27 protein-coding genes are annotated in these 18,767 nt (G+C 56.8%); 1 reads left to right on the top strand and 26 read right to left on the bottom strand.

The features are described 5' to 3' along the window. Positions 1-19: 19 nt before the first annotated feature. The 3 genes from ACM6J5_RS11690 to ACM6J5_RS11680 form a co-directional block, all read right to left on the bottom strand. Positions 20-886, bottom strand: coding sequence for an AraC family transcriptional regulator (locus ACM6J5_RS11690; protein ID WP_095946319.1), 867 nt, complete (start codon positions 884-886; stop codon positions 20-22). A 162-nt stretch (positions 887-1,048) separates the two neighbouring features. Beyond that, positions 1,049-1,567: a single-stranded DNA-binding protein gene (locus ACM6J5_RS11685; RefSeq protein ID WP_095946318.1), complete on the bottom strand. Its 519-nt coding sequence runs from the start codon at positions 1,565-1,567 to the stop codon at positions 1,049-1,051. Between the two features lie 9 nt (positions 1,568-1,576). Next, positions 1,577-2,974: an MFS transporter gene (locus ACM6J5_RS11680; protein ID WP_095946317.1), complete on the bottom strand. Its 1,398-nt coding sequence runs from the start codon at positions 2,972-2,974 to the stop codon at positions 1,577-1,579. A gap of 191 nt (positions 2,975-3,165) precedes the next feature. Here ACM6J5_RS11680 and uvrA point away from each other — a divergent pair, with 191 nt between their 5' ends. Next, on the top strand, positions 3,166-6,000 hold the full coding sequence (gene uvrA / locus ACM6J5_RS11675; protein ID WP_414928551.1) for an excinuclease ABC subunit UvrA: 2,835 nt from the start codon (positions 3,166-3,168) through the stop codon (positions 5,998-6,000). A 181-nt stretch (positions 6,001-6,181) separates the two neighbouring features. Here uvrA and bfr read toward each other — a convergent pair whose 3' ends face one another. The 23 genes from bfr to rpsC all read right to left on the bottom strand — a co-directional run bounded on the left by bfr (position 6,182) and on the right by rpsC (position 18,761). Beyond that, on the bottom strand, positions 6,182-6,646 hold the full coding sequence (gene bfr / locus ACM6J5_RS11670; protein WP_008053867.1) for a bacterioferritin: 465 nt from the start codon (positions 6,644-6,646) through the stop codon (positions 6,182-6,184). Between the two features lie 149 nt (positions 6,647-6,795). Beyond that, a complete protein-coding gene (locus ACM6J5_RS11665; protein WP_095945916.1) occupies positions 6,796-8,250 on the bottom strand; it encodes a catalase in 1,455 nt (484 codons plus the stop codon). Between the two features lie 237 nt (positions 8,251-8,487). Further along, positions 8,488-8,874, bottom strand: a complete 387-nt coding sequence (rplQ, locus tag ACM6J5_RS11660) for a 50S ribosomal protein L17 (protein WP_046041617.1) — start codon at positions 8,872-8,874, stop codon at positions 8,488-8,490. 42 nt (positions 8,875-8,916) lie between these two features. Next, on the bottom strand, positions 8,917-9,918 hold the full coding sequence (locus tag ACM6J5_RS11655; RefSeq protein ID WP_007970428.1) for a DNA-directed RNA polymerase subunit alpha: 1,002 nt from the start codon (positions 9,916-9,918) through the stop codon (positions 8,917-8,919). A gap of 22 nt (positions 9,919-9,940) precedes the next feature. Continuing rightward, positions 9,941-10,561, bottom strand: a complete 621-nt coding sequence (gene rpsD, locus ACM6J5_RS11650; protein ID WP_003176404.1) for a 30S ribosomal protein S4 — start codon at positions 10,559-10,561, stop codon at positions 9,941-9,943. Between the two features lie 18 nt (positions 10,562-10,579). Beyond that, entirely contained in the window at positions 10,580-10,969 is a 390-nt protein-coding gene (gene rpsK / locus ACM6J5_RS11645) for a 30S ribosomal protein S11 (protein WP_002555466.1), read from the bottom strand. Positions 10,970-10,999: 30 nt separating this feature from the next. Continuing rightward, entirely contained in the window at positions 11,000-11,356 is a 357-nt protein-coding gene (gene rpsM, locus ACM6J5_RS11640; RefSeq protein ID WP_009045849.1) for a 30S ribosomal protein S13, read from the bottom strand. A gap of 130 nt (positions 11,357-11,486) precedes the next feature. Beyond that, positions 11,487-11,603: a 50S ribosomal protein L36 gene (rpmJ, locus tag ACM6J5_RS11635; protein WP_002555468.1), complete on the bottom strand. Its 117-nt coding sequence runs from the start codon at positions 11,601-11,603 to the stop codon at positions 11,487-11,489. A gap of 24 nt (positions 11,604-11,627) precedes the next feature. Then, positions 11,628-12,956, bottom strand: a complete 1,329-nt coding sequence (gene secY / locus ACM6J5_RS11630) for a preprotein translocase subunit SecY (RefSeq protein ID WP_003228718.1) — start codon at positions 12,954-12,956, stop codon at positions 11,628-11,630. Next, complete coding sequence (rplO, locus tag ACM6J5_RS11625; protein ID WP_003228720.1) at positions 12,957-13,394, bottom strand: 50S ribosomal protein L15; 438 nt, start codon at positions 13,392-13,394, stop codon at positions 12,957-12,959. A 3-nt stretch (positions 13,395-13,397) separates the two neighbouring features. Further along, positions 13,398-13,574 carry a 50S ribosomal protein L30 gene (gene rpmD / locus ACM6J5_RS11620; protein WP_003176408.1) on the bottom strand — a complete coding sequence of 59 codons (177 nt, stop codon included), beginning with the start codon at positions 13,572-13,574 and terminating at the stop codon, positions 13,398-13,400. Positions 13,575-13,576: 2 nt separating this feature from the next. Then, positions 13,577-14,077, bottom strand: coding sequence for a 30S ribosomal protein S5 (gene rpsE / locus ACM6J5_RS11615; RefSeq protein WP_003186035.1), 501 nt, complete (start codon positions 14,075-14,077; stop codon positions 13,577-13,579). 3 nt (positions 14,078-14,080) lie between these two features. Continuing rightward, positions 14,081-14,431, bottom strand: a complete 351-nt coding sequence (gene rplR / locus ACM6J5_RS11610) for a 50S ribosomal protein L18 (protein ID WP_003186037.1) — start codon at positions 14,429-14,431, stop codon at positions 14,081-14,083. 10 nt (positions 14,432-14,441) lie between these two features. After that, a complete protein-coding gene (gene rplF, locus ACM6J5_RS11605) occupies positions 14,442-14,975 on the bottom strand; it encodes a 50S ribosomal protein L6 (RefSeq protein ID WP_003176412.1) in 534 nt (177 codons plus the stop codon). Between the two features lie 12 nt (positions 14,976-14,987). After that, positions 14,988-15,380 (bottom strand): 30S ribosomal protein S8, encoded by a 393-nt coding sequence (rpsH, locus tag ACM6J5_RS11600; RefSeq protein ID WP_003186040.1) that lies wholly within the window; start codon positions 15,378-15,380, stop codon positions 14,988-14,990. Between the two features lie 209 nt (positions 15,381-15,589). Then, entirely contained in the window at positions 15,590-15,895 is a 306-nt protein-coding gene (gene rpsN / locus ACM6J5_RS11595; protein ID WP_003176414.1) for a 30S ribosomal protein S14, read from the bottom strand. A 13-nt stretch (positions 15,896-15,908) separates the two neighbouring features. Next, positions 15,909-16,448, bottom strand: a complete 540-nt coding sequence (rplE, locus tag ACM6J5_RS11590; RefSeq protein ID WP_003210069.1) for a 50S ribosomal protein L5 — start codon at positions 16,446-16,448, stop codon at positions 15,909-15,911. A gap of 22 nt (positions 16,449-16,470) precedes the next feature. Further along, positions 16,471-16,785, bottom strand: a complete 315-nt coding sequence (gene rplX, locus ACM6J5_RS11585) for a 50S ribosomal protein L24 (protein ID WP_003176416.1) — start codon at positions 16,783-16,785, stop codon at positions 16,471-16,473. 11 nt (positions 16,786-16,796) lie between these two features. Further along, positions 16,797-17,165: a 50S ribosomal protein L14 gene (gene rplN, locus ACM6J5_RS11580; RefSeq protein WP_002555479.1), complete on the bottom strand. Its 369-nt coding sequence runs from the start codon at positions 17,163-17,165 to the stop codon at positions 16,797-16,799. A gap of 23 nt (positions 17,166-17,188) precedes the next feature. Beyond that, positions 17,189-17,455, bottom strand: coding sequence for a 30S ribosomal protein S17 (gene rpsQ / locus ACM6J5_RS11575; protein ID WP_003176419.1), 267 nt, complete (start codon positions 17,453-17,455; stop codon positions 17,189-17,191). A gap of 2 nt (positions 17,456-17,457) precedes the next feature. Beyond that, positions 17,458-17,649, bottom strand: a complete 192-nt coding sequence (gene rpmC / locus ACM6J5_RS11570) for a 50S ribosomal protein L29 (RefSeq protein WP_002555481.1) — start codon at positions 17,647-17,649, stop codon at positions 17,458-17,460. Further along, complete coding sequence (gene rplP / locus ACM6J5_RS11565; protein WP_003228729.1) at positions 17,649-18,062, bottom strand: 50S ribosomal protein L16; 414 nt, start codon at positions 18,060-18,062, stop codon at positions 17,649-17,651. Before rplP ends, rpmC begins: the two co-directional genes overlap by 1 nt. Positions 18,063-18,074: 12 nt before the next feature. Beyond that, the gene (gene rpsC / locus ACM6J5_RS11560) at positions 18,075-18,761 is read right to left on the bottom strand and encodes a 30S ribosomal protein S3 (RefSeq protein WP_008065719.1); all 687 of its coding nucleotides are present in this window, start codon (positions 18,759-18,761) and stop codon (positions 18,075-18,077) included. Positions 18,762-18,767: the final 6 nt, after the last annotated feature.

Genomic DNA, 18,767 nt, shown 5'->3' with positions numbered 1-18,767 from the left:
CATCCGCCGATGGCCTGAATCAGCTCGATGCATTCAGGTCATCGTCAGCAAGTACGCGGCCCTCAACGGCCAGGGATTTCATCCAGCCCCGTGGACTGCAGCCGGTCTTGCGGCGAAACGCACGGGCAAGCGCCGACGGACTTTCATAACCCACCTCATCGGCGATCAGCGTAATCGGCCGCCCTTCCCGCAGGCGCTTCTGCGCCAGACTGATGCGCCAGCTCAGAAGATAATCCAACGGTGTTTGCCCCAGGACCGCGCGAAAATGCACCGCATAAGCGGCGCGGGACATGTTCGACTCATTCGCCAGCTCGGCCACGGACCAGGCCCGTTGAGGCTGGTTGTGCATCTGCATCAGCGAGCGCGACAGCCGCACATCGGCCAACCCGGCCATCATGCCGGTGCTCAACTGCTGGTGGTCGAGCAAATGCCGGAACAGCAGAATGATCAACAGCTCGAACAAACGATCAAGCACCGCCTCCCTGCCACAATGCCCGGAGCCAGCTTCATCGAACATCCATCTCAGGGTGTCGGCCAGCAACGGCAACTCATCCAGAGGCAATACCAGAAGATCGGGGAGCGAAGCAGATATCGGATTATTCGCGCCACCGTCGAACAGCATCGACGCACATAACAGCCGGGCACCTTCAGTGTCACTGGCGATGAGCTGATGTCGGCTGGGGCGCGGCAGAAAAATCAGGCTGGGGCGAGTGAGCAACAACTCACTCCTCCCTGGGCCTTTCAACGTGACAGAGCCGGCCTGCAACAGGTGAATATGACCGCGCTGGTCGGCGCCATCGTAGGACGCCACGCCGCAAAGCATGCCGCTGTAAAACAGGTTTGCTCGCACGCCGAACTGTGACAACAACGTAGACAGGCGATCCATAGGGCAACTCTGCTCAAGGTCTGGACCTGTAGCAGAGTATCACTGCGCACTGGCGGCTGGACGGTCCTCGATCCCGGCGAGGAATGCCCTGGTAAAAATGCAAAAAGCCCGGCATCCATAGGGAGGCCGGGCTTTTTCAGGTTCTATTCTTTGGTGAAAGAATCAGAACGGGATATCGTCATCAAAGCTGTCGAAATCCGGAGCCGGCTGAGGAGCTGCCTGCTGTGGAGCCGGGCGCGACTGCTGCGGTGCCGACGGCTGTGGACGCGGAGCCTGCTGGCGTGGCGCGGACTGCTGGTAGTTGTTACCGCCGCCCTGGCCCTGCTGTTCGCCCTGTGGACGGCCGCCCAGCAGTTGCATGGTGCCTTGCATGTCGACCACGATTTCGGTGGTGTAACGCTTGATACCGTCTTTTTCCCACTCGCGGGTCTGCAGCTTGCCTTCGATATAGACCTGCGAACCTTTACGCAGGTATTCACCGGCGATTTCCGCAACCTTGCCGAACATCGACACACGGTGCCATTCGGTCTTTTCGACTTTCTGACCGGTTTGCTTGTCGGTCCACTGTTCGCTGGTCGCCAGACTCAGGTTGGTCACGGCGTTACCGTTAGGCAAGTAGCGAACTTCGGGATCCTGGCCGCAAGTGCCGACCAATATGACTTTGTTAACCCCACGGGCCATAACGTTCTCCTAGGCTACGCACGCTGCCCCGGCCGGGTTGTTCACCAGGCACTCAAGGGTGGTGCGATCCAATAGTTCGGTGTCCAGTTTGATGTAAATCGCCGCCTCTTCCGCGACGATGACTGCATCTGTTACCCCTACGACCGCCATCAGGCGCTCGACCAGACCCGCTTCGCGGATCGCCTCTGGCGACAACGGCAAGCGCAGGCTCGTGACGTAGGGAGGTTCGCGCATGGTAACAGCAAAGGCCAGCCAGAGGGCAGCCAGACCGGCGCATCCGAGGAACACAACCGACAGACCGCCATGCTGGAACAGCCAGCCGCCAAGAATGCCGCCCAATGCCGACCCGAGGAACTGGCTGGTGGAATAAACCCCCATCGCCGTGCCCTTGCCGCCGGCCGGTGAAACCTTGCTGATCAGCGATGGCAACGAAGCTTCCAGCAGATTGAATGCGGTGAAGAACACCACCGTACCGATCACCAGAGCCCGCAAGCTGTCGCCGAACTGCCAGAAGAATAGCTCAGTGAGCATCAGCGTCACGACGGCGCCGAGTAAAACTCGTTTCATTTTGCGTTTCTTCTCGCCGTAGATAATGAACGGGATCATGGCGAAGAAAGAAATCAGCAGCGCGGTCAGATACACCCACCAGTGCTGCTCTTTGGGCAGCCCGGCTTTCTCGACCAGCGCCAGTGGCAAGGCGACGAAGCTGGACATCAACATCGCGTGCAACACAAAAATGCCCAGGTCCAGGCGCAGCAGATCCGGATGTTTGAGGGTCGGGATCAACGCCTGGCGCGCGACCCTGGACTCACGGTGCTGCAACGGGCCGGTGGAGCGCGGCACCATGAACATCACGATCACGATGCCGAACAGCGCCATGCCGCCGGTGGCAAGGAACAGCCCGGACAACCCGAATGCACGGGTCAGCAGCGGGCCGACCACCATGGCCACCGCAAACGACAGGCCGATGGTCATGCCGATCATGGCCATGGCCTTGGTCCGGTGCTGCTCACGGGTCAGGTCGGACAGCAAGGCCATGACGGCCGCGGAAATCGCCCCGGCGCCCTGCAGGATCCGCCCGGCGATCACGCCCCAGATCGAGTCGGCATTGGCTGCCAGCAGACTACCGAGGGCAAAGACGATCAGGCCCAGGTAAATCACCGGGCGGCGACCGATGCGGTCGGAAATGAAACCGAAAGGAATCTGGAACACTGCCTGGGTCAGGCCATAGGCGCCAATCGCCAGACCGATCAGGGCCGGCGTGGCTCCGGCCAGATCCATCCCATAGGTCGCCAGTACCGGCAACACCATGAACATGCCAAGCATACGGAAGGCGAACACCAGGGCCAGCCCGCTTGCCGCGCGGGTCTCGCTGCCACTCATGCGCTCGCTGTGGGGATCGTGCATGGAAAAACCTCATGTGAACCGGCGGCGATTCTACCAGTCCCATCGATTGGCAGGGTATATCGCGACGCTTTGACGCGCATTGCTGACACACTCTTCATGTAAGACAGTAGCCCACTCGCTTGATAGTGTGCATCCATCCAGTATTTGGCCGTATACTCCTACGTTTTCGACGCCCGCCGAGCGAGGCCACCTTGGACAAGATCCTGATTCGTGGGGCTCGAACCCACAACCTGAAGAACATCGACCTGACCCTGCCACGGGACAAGCTGATCGTCATCACCGGCCTGTCCGGCTCCGGCAAGTCGTCCCTGGCGTTCGACACCCTGTACGCCGAAGGTCAGCGCCGCTACGTCGAATCGCTGTCGGCCTACGCCCGACAGTTCCTGTCGATGATGGAAAAGCCTGACGTCGACACCATCGAAGGCTTGTCGCCGGCAATCTCCATCGAACAGAAGTCGACCTCGCACAACCCGCGCTCGACGGTGGGCACCATCACCGAAATCTACGACTACCTGCGTCTGCTTTATGCTCGCGTGGGTATTCCCCGCTGCCCGGATCACGACATCCCGCTGGAAGCGCAGACCGTCAGCCAGATGGTCGACCTGGTCCTCGCCGAGCCGGAAGGCAGCAAGCTGATGCTGCTGGCGCCGGTCATTCGCGAGCGCAAAGGCGAGCACCTGTCGGTTTTCGAAGAGCTGCGCGCACAGGGCTTCGTCCGCGCCCGAATCAACGGCAAGCTTTACGAGCTGGACGAAGCGCCCAAGCTCGACAAGCAGAAAAAACATACCATCGATGTCGTGGTCGACCGCTTCAAGGTTCGCGCCGACCTGCAACAACGCCTGGCCGAATCCTTCGAGACCGCGCTGAAACTGGCGGACGGCATCGCCCTGGTGGCACCGATGGACGACGAGCCGGGTGAAGAGATGATCTTCTCCGCACGCTTCGCCTGCCCGATCTGTGGTCACGCCATCAGCGAGCTTGAGCCAAAACTGTTCTCCTTCAACAACCCGGCCGGCGCTTGCCCGTCCTGCGATGGTTTGGGGGTGAAGCAGTTCTTCGATATCAAGCGTCTGGTCAATGGCGAACTGACCCTGGCCGAAGGGGCTATTCGTGGCTGGGACCGGCGCAATGTCTATTACTTCCAGATGCTCGGTTCGCTGGCCTCGCACTACAAGTTCAGCCTGGAAGTTCCGTTCAACGAACTGCCGGCCGATCAGCAGAAATTCATCCTGCACGGCAGCGGTTCGCAAAACGTCGACTTCAAATACCTGAACGACCGTGGCGATATCGTCAAACGCTCGCACCCGTTCGAAGGCATCGTGCCGAACCTGGAACGCCGATACCGCGAAACCGAATCGGCATCGGTGCGTGAAGAGCTGGCCAAGTTCCTCAGCACCCAGTCGTGCCCGGACTGCCGTGGCACCCGTCTGCGGCGTGAGGCGCGGCACGTGTGGGTCGGCGAGAAAACCCTGCCGGCGGTGACCAACCTGCCGATCGGCGATGCGTCCGAATATTTTGGCGGGCTCAAGCTCACCGGCCGGCGTGGCGAAATTGCCGACAAGATCCTCAAGGAAATCCGCGAGCGCCTGCAGTTCCTGGTCAACGTCGGCCTCGACTATCTGTCGCTGGATCGCAGCGCGGACACCCTGTCCGGTGGCGAGGCCCAGCGTATTCGTCTGGCCAGCCAGATTGGCGCCGGGCTGGTGGGCGTTCTGTACATCCTCGACGAACCGTCCATCGGCCTGCACCAGCGCGATAACGACCGGTTGCTGGGCACCCTCAAACACCTGCGCGACATCGGTAACACGGTGATCGTGGTCGAGCACGACGAAGACGCGATCCGTCTTGCCGACTACGTGGTGGACATCGGCCCGGGCGCTGGCGTGCACGGCGGGCATATCGTCGCCGAAGGCACACCGGCCGAGGTCATGGCGCACCCGGACTCGCTGACGGGCAAATACCTGTCGGGCCGGGTAAAGATCGAAGTCCCGGCCAAGCGCACACCACGCAACAAGAAGCTGACGCTGTCGCTCAAGGGCGCACGTGGCAACAACCTGCGCAATGTCGACCTGGAAATTCCAATCGGCCTGCTGACCTGTGTGACCGGCGTGTCCGGCTCTGGCAAATCGACGCTGATCAACAACACCCTGTTCCCGCTGAGCGCCACGGCGCTGAACGGCGCGACCACGCTCGAAGCTGCCGCCCACGACAGCATCAAGGGCCTGGAGCACCTGGACAAGGTCGTCGACATCGACCAGAGCCCGATTGGCCGTACACCGCGTTCCAACCCGGCGACCTACACCGGATTGTTCACACCGATCCGCGAGTTGTTCGCCGGCGTACCGGAGTCCCGCTCCCGGGGCTACGGGCCGGGGCGCTTCTCCTTCAACGTCAAGGGCGGCCGCTGCGAGGCTTGTCAGGGCGACGGCCTGATCAAGGTCGAGATGCACTTCCTGCCGGACATCTACGTGCCGTGCGACGTGTGCAAGAGCAAGCGCTACAACCGCGAGACCCTGGAGATCAAGTACAAGGGCAAGAGCATCCACGAAACCCTCGAGATGACCATCGAGGAAGCGCGGGTGTTCTTCGATGCCGTACCGGCCCTGGCGCGCAAGCTGCAAACGTTGATGGACGTCGGCCTGTCGTACATCAAGCTGGGGCAATCGGCGACCACGCTGTCCGGTGGTGAAGCCCAGCGGGTGAAACTGTCCCGCGAACTGTCCAAGCGTGATACCGGCAAGACCCTGTACATCCTCGACGAACCCACCACAGGGCTGCACTTCGCGGATATCCAGCAACTGCTGGACGTGCTGCATCGCCTACGCGACCACGGCAACACAGTGGTAGTGATCGAACACAACCTGGACGTGATCAAGACCGCTGACTGGCTGGTGGACCTGGGTCCGGAGGGTGGTTCCAAGGGCGGGCAGATCATTGCCGTCGGCACGCCGGAGGAAGTGTCAGAGATGAAGCAATCTCATACCGGTTACTACCTCAAGCCGCTGCTGGAACGTGATAGGGCTTAACCGGGCCCCATGAAAAAGCCCCTGTCACTTCATCAGTGACAGGGGCTTTTTTGTATCTGTAGGAGCGAGCTTGCTCCGGGCTGCGTTCCGACGAAGGCCGTAAACGATAACGCAGCGCCTTCAGATTTTTCGCGAGCAAGCTCGCTCCTACAAAAGACGTTGGGGCTTCCCCCCTATGCAATCAGGTATGGGATTGCAGGTAGTTTTCAAGCCCGATCAACTTGATCAGCCCCAACTGCTTCTCAAGCCAGTAGGTGTGATCTTCTTCGGTGTCATGCAATTGAACCCGCAGCATCTCGCGGCTGACATAGTCCTTGTGCTGCTCGCAGAGCTTGATGCCCTTGCACAGCGCAGCCCGCACCTTGTATTCCAGGCGCAAATCCGCTTCGAGCATCTCGGTGACTGTGGTGCCGACATCGAGATCGTCCGGACGCATCCGCGGCGTGCCCTCGAGCATCAGAATCCGGCGCATCAGGGCATCAGCGTGCCCTGCTTCCTCTTCCATCTCGTGGTTGATTCGTTCGTAGAGCTTGGTGAAACCCCAGTCCTCATACATCCGCGAGTGGACGAAATATTGATCACGCGCGGCCAGTTCGCCGGTCAGCAACGTGTTGAGGTAATCGATCACATCTGGGTGGCCTTGCATCGCCCTACATCTCCCTGCTTGAAAGTTGTAGTTTGAACCAACATGCCCTTATCGTCACTCGCAAGACGCAATAAAAGCGAAGATATTCTGAGAAAACCGGCTGAAATAACGCAAAAAACCGCCCAAACAAGGGCGGTTCTGCTTCTCATTTAGACTTCGTTAAGCTGTACGTTGAGCAGCTTTGCGATTGCTTCTCCATACGCCGGGTCAGCCCTGTAGAAATGTTGCAGCTGGCGATCAACCACATCACTCGACACACCGGCCATCGCACCGGCGATGTTGCTGACCAGCAGTGATTTCTGCTCTTCAGTCATCAAGCGGAACAACGCGCCGGCGTGACTGTAGTAATCAGTGTCCTCACGGTGGTCGTAACGATCGGCGGCACCATTGAGGGCCAACGCCGGCTCTGCGTAACGAGGCGCCTGCTTCGGCGACTCGACATAGCTGTTCGGCTCGTAGTTCGGTGTCGCACCGCCATTGCTGCCAAAAGCCATCGAACCATCACGCTGGTAACTGTTGACCGGACTGCGCGCAGCATTGACTGGCAACTGCTGGTGATTGGTGCCGACACGGTAGCGATGAGCGTCCGCGTAGGCGAAGACCCGACCTTGCAGCATACGATCCGGTGACAGACCAACGCCCGGGACCATATTGCTGGGACCGAACGCCGCTTGCTCGACTTCCGCGAAGTAGTTCTGCGGATTGCGATTGAGTTCCAACTCTCCGACTTCAATCAGTGGAAACTCTTTCTGCGACCAGGTTTTGGTGACATCAAACGGGTTCTCGTAGTGCTCCGCCGCCTGGGCCTCGCTCATGATCTGAATGCACACGCGCCATTTCGGGAAATCACCCTGCTCAATGGCATTGAACAGGTCGCGCTGGGCGTAATCCGGATCAGTACCTGCCAGGCGCGCTGCCTCGGCAGGAGCAAGGTTCTTGATCCCCTGTTTGGTCTTGTAGTGCCACTTCACCCAGTGACGCTCACCTTGAGCGTTGATGAGGCTGTAAGTGTGGCTGCCGAAGCCATGCATGTGGCGGTATCCATCAGGAATACCCCGGTCTGAGAACAGGATGGTGACCTGGTGCAGCGCCTCGGGCGAATGCGACCAGAAGTCCCACATCGCCTGGGCACTCTTCAGGTTGCTTTGCGGCAAACGCTTCTGGGTGTGGATAAAGTCCGGAAACTTCAGCGGATCACGAATGAAGAACACGGGTGTGTTGTTGCCGACGATGTCCCAGTTGCCTTCCTCGGTGTAGAACTTCAAAGCGAACCCGCGCGGATCACGCTCGGTATCGGCCGAACCACGCTCGCCACCCACGGTGGAAAACCGCAGGAAAGTCGGGGTTTGCTTGCCAACTGCCTCAAACAGCTTCGCGCTGGTGTATTGAGTGATATCGCGTGTCACGGTGAACGTACCGTAGGCACCCGAGCCTTTGGCGTGTACACGACGCTCAGGGATGTTTTCACGGTTGAAGTGGGCAAGCTTCTCGATCAGGTGAAAGTCGTCGAGCAGCAGCGGGCCACGAGGGCCGGCGGAACGGGAATTCTGGTTATCGGCAACAGGAGCGCCACTGGCGGTGGTAAGCGTTTTGTTTTGACTCATGCGATCTTCCTTCCTCTGTCGGTCTTGAACTGCCGGCTATCGGCTGAGAGGGAGTATTGACCATCAATATGACATCTACAAATTCATTAACTTGCAGACATCGATAGAGAAAAACTAACAATCATCCCCATCACATAATGCCGATGTGGACGAAGGAGACGCTTGTACAAACGGTGCGTTTCTTACAGGCACAAAAAACCGGGCACTAGGCCCGGTTCTTTGTTTCAGACTGACGTCTTACTCGGCAGATACAGCTTCGCCGGCAGTAGCACGATCAACCAACTCGACGTACGCCATAGGCGCGTTGTCGCCAGCGCGGAAACCGCACTTGAGGATGCGCAGGTAGCCACCCTCACGGGTAGCGTAACGCTTGCCCAGATCGTTGAAGAGCTTACCAACGATAGCTTTCGAACGAGTACGGTCGAAAGCCAGACGGCGGTTAGCAACGCTATCTATCTTGGCCAAAGTGATCAGCGGCTCGGCAACGCGGCGCAGTTCTTTAGCTTTTGGCAGAGTAGTTTTGATCAGCTCGTGCTCGAACAGCGACACCGCCATGTTTTGGAACATGGCCTTGCGGTGCGAGCTGGTGCGGCTCAGGTGACGACCACTTTTACGATGACGCATGGTTCATTCCTTACCAAACACTACGTTCGGTGATTACGACGATCAGGCAGTCGCCTTGTCGTCCTTCTTAAGACTTGCAGGCGGCCAGTTGTCGAGGCGCATGCCGAGGGACAGACCGCGGGAGGCCAGAACGTCCTTGATTTCAGTCAAGGATTTCTTGCCCAGGTTCGGAGTCTTCAACAGCTCTACTTCGGTACGCTGAATCAGGTCACCGATGTAGTAGATGTTTTCCGCCTTAAGGCAGTTAGCCGAACGTACAGTCAGTTCCAGATCGTCAACCGGGCGAAGCAGGATCGGATCGATCTCGTCTTCCTGCTCGACAACCACTGGCTCACTGTCACCCTTGAGGTCGACGAACGCAGCCAACTGCTGTTGCAGGATGGTTGCAGCGCGGCGAATTGCCTCTTCAGGATCCAGAGTACCGTTGGTTTCCAGATCAATAACCAGCTTGTCCAGGTTAGTACGCTGCTCGACACGGGCGTTTTCCACCACGTATGCGATACGGCGAACCGGGCTGAACGAAGAGTCAAGCTGCAAGCGACCGATGCTGCGGCTTTCGTCTTCATCGCTCTGACGCGAGTCTGCCGGTTCATAACCACGACCACGAGCTACTACGAGCTTCATGTTCAGGGCGCCGTTAGACGCCAGGTTAGCGATTACGTGATCGGGATTAACGATCTCGACATCATGATCCAGCTGAATATCGGCAGCGGTAACCACCCCCGAACCCTTCTTCGACAAGGTCAGCGTAACTTCGTCACGACCGTGCAGCTTGATAGCCAGACCTTTAAGGTTCAACAGGATTTCAATTACGTCTTCCTGTACACCTTCGATGGCGCTGTACTCGTGGAGCACACCGTCAATCTCGGCCTCGACTACTGCACAGCCGGGCATTGAGGACAACAGGATGCGGCGCAGCGCGTTGCCCAGGGTATGGCCAAAACCACGCTCGAGAGGCTCGAGAGTGATCTTGGCGCGGGTTGGACTGACAACCTGCACATCAATGTGGCGGGGTGTCAGGAACTCATTTACCGAAATCTGCATGGATGCACCTATTTTCTAGCCCTTACTTGGAGTAGAGCTCGACAATCAGGCTTTCGTTGATGTCGGCGGACAGATCACTGCGAGCTGGAACGTTCTTGAAAACGCCCGACTTCTTCTCAGTGTCTACTTCTACCCATTCTACGCGGCCACGTTGGGCACACAGATCGAGAGCTTGGACAATGCGAAGTTGATTTTTTGCTTTCTCGCGAACAGCGACCACGTCACCAGCACGAACCTGGTAGGACGGAACGTTAACGGTCTGACCGTTTACGCTGATCGACTTGTGCGATACCAGCTGACGGGATTCGGCACGAGTCGAACCAAAGCCCATACGGTATACAACGTTGTCCAGACGGCATTCGAGCAGTTGCAGCAGGTTTTCACCGGTTGCACCTTTCTTGCCAGCAGCTTCTTTGTAGTAGCCGCTGAATTGACGCTCGAGAACGCCGTAGATACGACGGACCTTCTGCTTTTCACGCAGTTGGGTGCCGTAGTCGGACTGGCGACCGCGGCGTTGGCCGTGGATACCAGGTGCTGCTTCAATGTTGCACTTCGATTCGATCGCGCGCACGCCGCTCTTCAGGAAGAGATCGGTGCCTTCGCGACGAGCGAGTTTGCATTTTGGACCAATGTAACGAGCCATTCTTTACAATCTCCTGGATTACACGCGGCGCTTCTTCGGCGGACGGCACCCGTTGTGCGGGATTGGCGTCACGTCGGTGATGCTGGCGATCTTGTAGCCACAGCCGTTCAAAGCGCGGACTGCGGATTCACGACCTGGACCTGGACCTTTGACGTTGACGTCGAGGTTTTTCAGGCCGTATTCCAGCGCAGCTTGACCAGCACGTTCAGCAGCTACCTGAGCAGCAAACGGGGTGGACTTGCGGGAACCGCGGAAACCCGAACCACCGGAGGTAGCCCAGGAAAGAGCGTTACCTTGACGGTCGGTGATGGTCACGATGGTGTTGTTAAAAGATGCATGGATGTGGGCGATGCCATCAACCACTGTCTTTTTAACTTTTTTACGAGGACGAGCAGCAGGTTTTGCCATGATTAAATTCCTGTCGATTCGCTGGGGCGATTACTTGCGGATCGGCTTACGCGGACCTTTACGGGTACGCGCGTTGGTCTTGGTACGCTGACCGCGTACTGGAAGACCGCGACGATGACGCAGACCGCGATAGCAACCGAGGTCCATCAAGCGCTTGATTTTCATGTTGATTTCGCGACGCAGGTCACCTTCAGTGGTGAACTTCGCCACTTCGCCACGCAGCTGTTCAATTTGCTCGTCGCTCAGATCTTTGATCTTTGCTGCTGGGTTTACCCCAGTCTCTGCACAAATTTTCTGTGCAGTAGTGCGACCAACACCATAGATGTAGGTCAGCGAGATAACAGTATGCTTGTTATCTGGAATGTTAACGCCTGCAATACGGGCCATTCAGTGGGACTCCAATTGACAGCTACCTACGCCCCGGAAGCCAAGAAATAGGGCGCGAGATAATATCGCTGTAATAACAAATAATCAACCCGGTAGCGCACTAGCTACCGGGCTTGAAGCACAATCACACTCAGCCTTGGCGCTGTTTGTGACGCGGTTCCGCGCTGCAAATTACTCGAACAACACCTTCGCGGCGAATAATCTTGCAGTTACGGCACAGCTTTTTCACCGATGCACGAACTTTCATCACCAACTCCTCGAACCTTATGGGTCAGCGCAGCATGCCGCTGCCGTAACCCTTCAGGTTGGCTTTCTTCATCAGGGATTCGTACTGGTGCGAAACGAGGTGCGATTGTACTTGGGACATGAAGTCCATCACAACCACGACGACGATCAGCAACGAGGTCCCGCCAAGGTAGAACGGTACGTTGGCTGCAACCACCAGGAACTGGGGCAACAGGCAGACGGCCGTCATGTAAAGAGCACCGAACATGGTCAAGCGAGTCAGAACGCCATCAATGTAGCGCGCAGACTGCTCACCTGGACGGATGCCCGGAATAAAGGCACCGGACTTCTTCAGGTTTTCCGCTACGTCTTTCGGATTGAACATCAACGCCGTATAGAAGAAGCAGAAGAAAATAATCCCTGCACTAAACAGCAGAATATTCAACGGCTGACCAGGAGCGATCGACTGCGAGATGTCCTGCAACCAGCCCATACCTTCAGACTGACCGAACCAGGCACCCAACGAAGCCGGGAACAGCAAAATGCTGCTCGCGAAAATAGCCGGAATAACACCGGCCATGTTCACCTTCAGCGGCAAGTGGCTGGTCTGCGCAGCGAAGACCTTGCGGCCCTGCTGACGCTTGGCGTAGTGAACAGCAATACGACGCTGACCACGCTCAATGAACACCACGAAACCGATAATCGCTACTGCCAGCAAACCGATGGCAACCAGGGCGAAGATGTTGATATCACCCTGACGCGCAGACTCGAAAGACTGCCCGATCGCTCTCGGAAGACCGGCGACGATACCCGAAAAAATCAACATCGAGATACCGTTGCCAACACCACGCTCAGTAATCTGCTCACCCAGCCACATCATGAACATCGCACCAGCCACAAACGTGGATACCGCGACGAAATGGAAGCCAAAGTCACCAGTGAACGCAACGCCCTGCCCCGCCAGACCAATGGACATGCCAATGGCCTGGACGAGAGCGAGGACGACAGTGCCGTAGCGGGTGTACTGGCTGATCTTGCGACGGCCAGCTTCACCTTCCTTCTTCAACTGCTCCAGCTGCGGGCTGACGGCTGTCATCAGTTGCATGATGATCGATGCCGAGATGTACGGCATGATCCCCAGTGCAAAGATGCTCATCCGTTCCAGCGCGCCGCCGGAAAACATGTTGAACAAGCTAAGAATGGTCCCCTCATTCTGTCGAAACAGGTCCGCGAGTCGGTCCGGGTTGATACCTGGAACCGGGATGTGTGCGCCTATTCGGTAGACGATAATCGCCAGGAACAGAAAACGCAGACGAGCCCAGAGTTCAGACATACCGCCTTTGCCGAGCGCAGAGAGAGCACCTTGCTTAGCCATTTATTCCTCGAACTTGCCGCCAGCTGCTTCGATAGCCGCACGCGCACCTTTGGTGGCGCCGATTCCCTTGCCGATAGTGACAGCGCGAGTCACTTCACCGGACAGCATGATTTTCACACGCTGTACGTTGACGTTGATCACGTTGGCATCTTTCAGGGACTGCACGGTGACGATGTCGCCTTCCACTTTAGCCAGCTCGGACAGACGCACTTCTGCGCGATCCATGGCCTTCAGGGAAACGAAACCGAACTTCGGCAGGCGACGATGCAGCGGCTGTTGACCGCCTTCAAAGCCTGGAGCAATGGTGCCACCGGAGCGGGAGGTCTGACCCTTGTGACCACGGCCACCAGTCTTACCCAAACCGCTACCGATACCACGGCCCGGACGATGCTTTTCGCGACGGGAACCCGGCGCTGGACTCAGATCATTGAGTTTCATCGATTAACCCTCGACACGCAGCATGTAGTAAGCCTTGTTGATCATCCCGCGATTCTCGGGAGTATCCTGGACTTCTACAGTGTGACCGATGCGACGCAGACCCAGACCCTTAACGCACAGTTTGTGGTTAGGGATGCGGCCGGTCATGCTTTTGATCAGCGTTACTTTTACGGTAGCCATGATCAGAAGATCTCCTTGACGCTTTTGCCACGCTTGGCGGCAATGGATTCAGGAGACTGCATTGCTTTCAAACCCTTGAAAGTGGCGTGAACCACGTTTACAGGGTTAGTCGAGCCGTAGCACTTGGCCAGAACGTTCTGAACGCCGGCAACTTCGAGGACAGCACGCATAGCGCCGCCAGCGATGATACCGGTACCTTCAGAAGCAGGCTGCATGTACACCTTCGAAGCGCCGTGAGCGGACTTCATTGCGTACTGCAGAGTAGTGCCGTTCAGATCAACCTGGATCATGTTGCGGCGAGCAGCTTCCATTGCCTTCTGGATCGCAGCAGGCACTTCACGCGACTTGCCACGGCCGAAGCCAACACGGCCCTTACCATCACCAACCACGGTCAACGCGGTGAAAGTGAAGATACGGCCGCCTTTAACGGTTTTGGCTACGCGGTTAACTTGAACCAGCTTCTCGATGTAGCCTTCGTCGCGCTTTTGGTCGTTATTTGACATAACTTAGAACTCCAGCCCAGCTTCACGAGCAGCATCAGCCAGCGCTTTAACGCGGCCGTGGTACTTGAAGCCAGAGCGGTCGAAAGCCACTTGCGAGACGCCAGCGGCCTTAGCACGCGTAGCGACCAGCTGGCCAACCTTAGTGGCCGCGTCGATGTTGCCGGTGGCACCATCACGCAGTTCTTTATCCAAAGTCGAGGCGCTTGCCAGGACTTTGTTGCCGTCGGCCGAAATGACCTGGGCGTAGATGTGCTGCGAAGAGCGGAACACGCAGAGACGCACGACTTCGAGTTCGTGCATTTTCAGGCGTGCTTTGCGAGCGCGACGCAGTCGAGTAACTTTTTTGTCGGTCATTTGCTATGCCCTACTTCTTCTTGGCTTCTTTACGACGGACGACTTCGTCCGCGTAGCGCACACCTTTGCCTTTGTACGGCTCTGGTGGACGGAAGTCGCGGATCTCGGCGGCCACTTGACCTACCAGCTGCTTGTCGATGCCCTTGATCAGGATATCGGTCTGGCTAGGAGTCTCAGCGGTGATGCCTTCCGGCAGTTCGTAATCCACTGGGTGCGAGAAGCCAAGAGCCAGGTTCAGCACTGTGCCTTTTGCTTGCGCTTTGTAACCAACACCGACCAGCTGGAGCTTGCGCTCGAAGCCTTGGCTTACGCCTTGGACCATGTTGTTTACCAACGCACGAGTGGTACCAGCCATTGCGCGAGTCTGTTGATCGCCATTGCGAGCAGCGAAACGCAGCTCACCAGCTTCTTCAACGATCTCAACGGACGAATGGATGTTCAGTTCGAGAGTGCCCTTGGCACCCTTCACCGAAAGCTGTTGGCCTGCGAATTTTACTTCGACACCGGCTGGCAGCTTAACGGGGTTCTTAGCGACGCGAGACATGCTTATCCCCCCTTAGAACACAGTGCAAAGAACTTCGCCGCCGACACCGGCAGCGCGCGCAGCACGATCAGTCATCACACCCTTGTTGGTGGAGACGATAGACACACCGAGACCGCCACGAACTTTTGGCAGATCATCGACGGACTTGTACTGACGCAGGCCTGGACGGCTAACGCGCTTCACTTCTTCGATAACCGGACGGCCTTCGAAGTACTTCAGCTCGATGGACAGCAGTGGTTTGATTTCGCTGCTGATCTGATAACCCGCAATGTAACCTTCGTCCTTCAGGACTTTGGCAACAGCTACCTTCAACGTGGAAGATGGCATGCTTACGACGGACTTTTCAGCCATCTGGGCATTACGGATACGAGTTAGCATGTCCGCTAACGGGTCCTGCATACTCATGGGCTAGACGCTCCTAATACAAAAAAATTAGCCTTGCGGCTATTACGTGTCGCCGAGAATCTCCGAGCATGAAAAACACGGGCTCAGGCGAGCCGGGTATTCTAGACACACCCCAGAAATGAATCAAGCCCCAAAAGGGGCTTGATTCAGATTCAAGGCCACCGGTGGTCAGGATCTTGCGATCCTGGACACCGAGACTTTGACAGTACTTACCAGCTGGCTTTAACCAGACCCGGTACGTCACCACGCATGGCAGCTTCACGCAGCTTGTTACGGCCGAGGCCGAACTTGCGGTAAACGCCGTGTGGACGACCGGTCAGGCGGCAGCGGTTACGCATGCGCGAAGCGCTTGCGTCACGTGGCTGCTTCTGCAGGGCTACTGTAGCTTCCCAACGCGCTTCTGGACTTGCGTTCAGATCAACGATGATAGCTTTCAGTGCTGCACGCTTCTTGGCGTACTTGGCAACCGTGAGCTGACGCTTCAGCTCGCGGTTTTTCATGCTCATCTTGGCCATGGTCCTACTCCAATCAGTTGCGGAACGGGAATTTGAACGCACGCAGCAGAGCGCGGCCTTCATCATCGTTCTTGGCAGTGGTGGTCAGGGTGATGTCCAGACCGCGGAGAGCATCGATCTTGTCGTAGTCGATTTCCGGGAAGATGATCTGCTCTTTCACGCCCATGCTGTAGTTGCCACGACCATCGAAGGACTTGGCATTCAGGCCGCGGAAGTCGCGAACCCGAGGCAGGGAGATCGACAGCAGACGATCCAGGAACTCGTACATACGCTCACGGCGCAGAGTCACTTTGACGCCGATCGGCCAACCTTCACGGACTTTAAAGCCAGCGATGGATTTGCGAGCGTAGGTCACAACGACTTTCTGGCCGGTGATCTTTTCCAGGTCAGCAACAGCGTGCTCGATGACTTTTTTGTCGCCGATCGCTTCGCCCAGACCCATGTTCAGGGTGATTTTGGTAACGCGCGGAACTTCCATCACGTTCGAAAGCTTAAGTTCTTCCTTAAGTTTCGGAGCAATTTCCTTCCGGTAAATCTCTTTTAGTCGTGCCATGGTCTCATCTACCTAGCAGTGTTCAAGCATCAACCGCTTTTTGGGTCGACTTGAAGACACGAATTTTCTTGCCGTCTTCTACTTTGAAACCAACGCGGTCAGCCTTGTTGGTTTCGCCGTTGAAAATGGCGACGTTAGAAGCATCCAGTGGAGCTTCTTTTTCGACGATACCGCCCTGCACGCCCGACATCGGGTTAGGCTTGGTATGACGCTTGACCAGGTTCAGACCACCAATAACCAAACGGTTGTTAGCGAGAACCTTAAGCACCTTACCGCGCTTACCTTTGTCTTTGCCGGCGATCACGATGATCTCGTCGTCACGACGAATCTTTTGCATGTCGGATCTCCTTACAGCACTTCTGGGGCGAGCGAGACGATCTTCATGAACTTCTCAGTACGAAGTTCACGGGTCACTGGCCCAAAGATACGGGTGCCGATCGGCTCTTGCTTGTTGTTCAGAAGAACAGCAGCGTTGCCATCAAAGCGGATAATGGAGCCATCAGCACGACGTACGCCGTGACGAGTGCGGACTACAACAGCAGTCATCACTTGGCCTTTTTTCACTTTACCGCGAGGAATTGCTTCCTTCACGGTAACTTTGATGATGTCACCGATACCAGCGTAACGACGATGGGAGCCACCCAGCACCTTGATGCACATAACACGGCGAGCGCCGCTGTTATCGGCCACATCGAGCATGGATTGAGTCTGAATCATATAATTTCTCCGACCCCTAGTCCTTAGACTTCCACAGCGCGTTCGAGAACATCAACCAGCGCCCAAGACTTGGTCTTGGCCAAAGGACGAGTTTCACGAATAGTGACTTTGTCGCCGATGTGGCACTGATTGGTTTCGTCGTGCGCGTGCAGCTTAGTCGAACGCTTAACGTATTTACCGTAGATCGGGTGCTTAACGCGACGCTCGATCAGAACGGTGATGGTTTTGTCCATCTTGTCGCTGACAACACGGCCAGTCAGCGTACGGACAGTTTTTTCGGCTTCAGCCATGATTACTTACCTGCCTGCTGGTTGAGCACAGTCTTCACGCGAGCGATGTCACGCTTAACTTGCGAGAGCAGATGAGACTGCCCCAACTGGCCAGTTGCTTTCTGCATACGCAGATTGAACTGGTCGCGCAGCAAGCCGAGCAGTTGCTCGTTCAGCTGCTGTGCGGATTTTTCACGAAGTTCATTCGCTTTCATCACATCACCGTCCGTTTAACAAAGGAGGTGGCGAGCGGCAGCTTTGCAGCAGCCAGGGCGAAAGCCTCACGCGCCAGCTCTTCAGAAACACCCTCGATTTCATACAGGACTTTGCCTGGCTGAATCTGGGCAACCCAGTATTCGACGTTACCCTTACCTTTACCCATCCGAACTTCGAGTGGCTTCTTGGAAATAGGCTTGTCCGGGAATACACGGATCCAGATCTTGCCGCCACGTTTTACGTGACGGGTCAGAGCACGACGCGCTGACTCGATCTGACGAGCGGTGAGACGACCACGAGCAACAGACTTCAGCGCGAACTCGCCGAAGCTGACTTTGCTACCGCGCAATGCCAGGCCACGGTTGTGACCAGTCATTTGCTTGCGGAACTTCGTACGCTTTGGTTGCAACATTTGGCGTACCCCTTACTTAGCAGCTTTTTTACGAGGCGCTGGTGCTTGTGGTTTCAGTTCTTCTTGGCGACCACCAATTACTTCGCCTTTGAAGATCCAAACCTTTACACCGATCACACCGTAAGTGGTGTGAGCTTCGTAGTTGGCATAGTCGATGTCGGCACGCAGGGTGTGCAATGGCACACGACCTTCGCGATACCATTCAGTACGTGCAATTTCAGCACCGCCGAGACGACCGCTCACTTGGATTTTGATGCCTTTGGCACCAATGCGCATGGCGTTCTGTACGGCGCGCTTCATAGCGCGACGGAACATTACGCGACGCTCCAGCTGCTGAGCTACGCTCTGCGCAACCAGCATACCGTCGAGTTCCGGCTTGCGGATCTCTTCGATATTGATGTGCACAGGCACACCCATTTGCTTGGTCAGGTCCTGACGCAGTTTCTCAACATCTTCACCTTTCTTCCCGATAACGATACCTGGACGAGCGGTGTGGATGGTGATACGTGCAGTTTGGGCCGGACGATGGATATCGATACGGCTTACGGACGCGCTTTTTAGTTTGTCTTGGAGATACTCACGCACCTTCAGATCTGCGAGCAAATAGTCCGCATAAGTCCGACCGTCTGCGTACCAGACGGAGGTGTGCTCCTTGACGATTCCCAGGCGAATGCCAATGGGATGTACTTTCTGACCCATCTCTTC

Origin of the sequence: Pseudomonas sp. IT-P74, assembly GCF_949768175.1 — a bacterium.
Taxonomy (GTDB): domain Bacteria; phylum Pseudomonadota; class Gammaproteobacteria; order Pseudomonadales; family Pseudomonadaceae; genus Aquipseudomonas.
The sequence above is the reverse complement of the archived record's forward strand: the minus strand, read 5'-3'. Positions and strand labels throughout refer to the sequence as shown.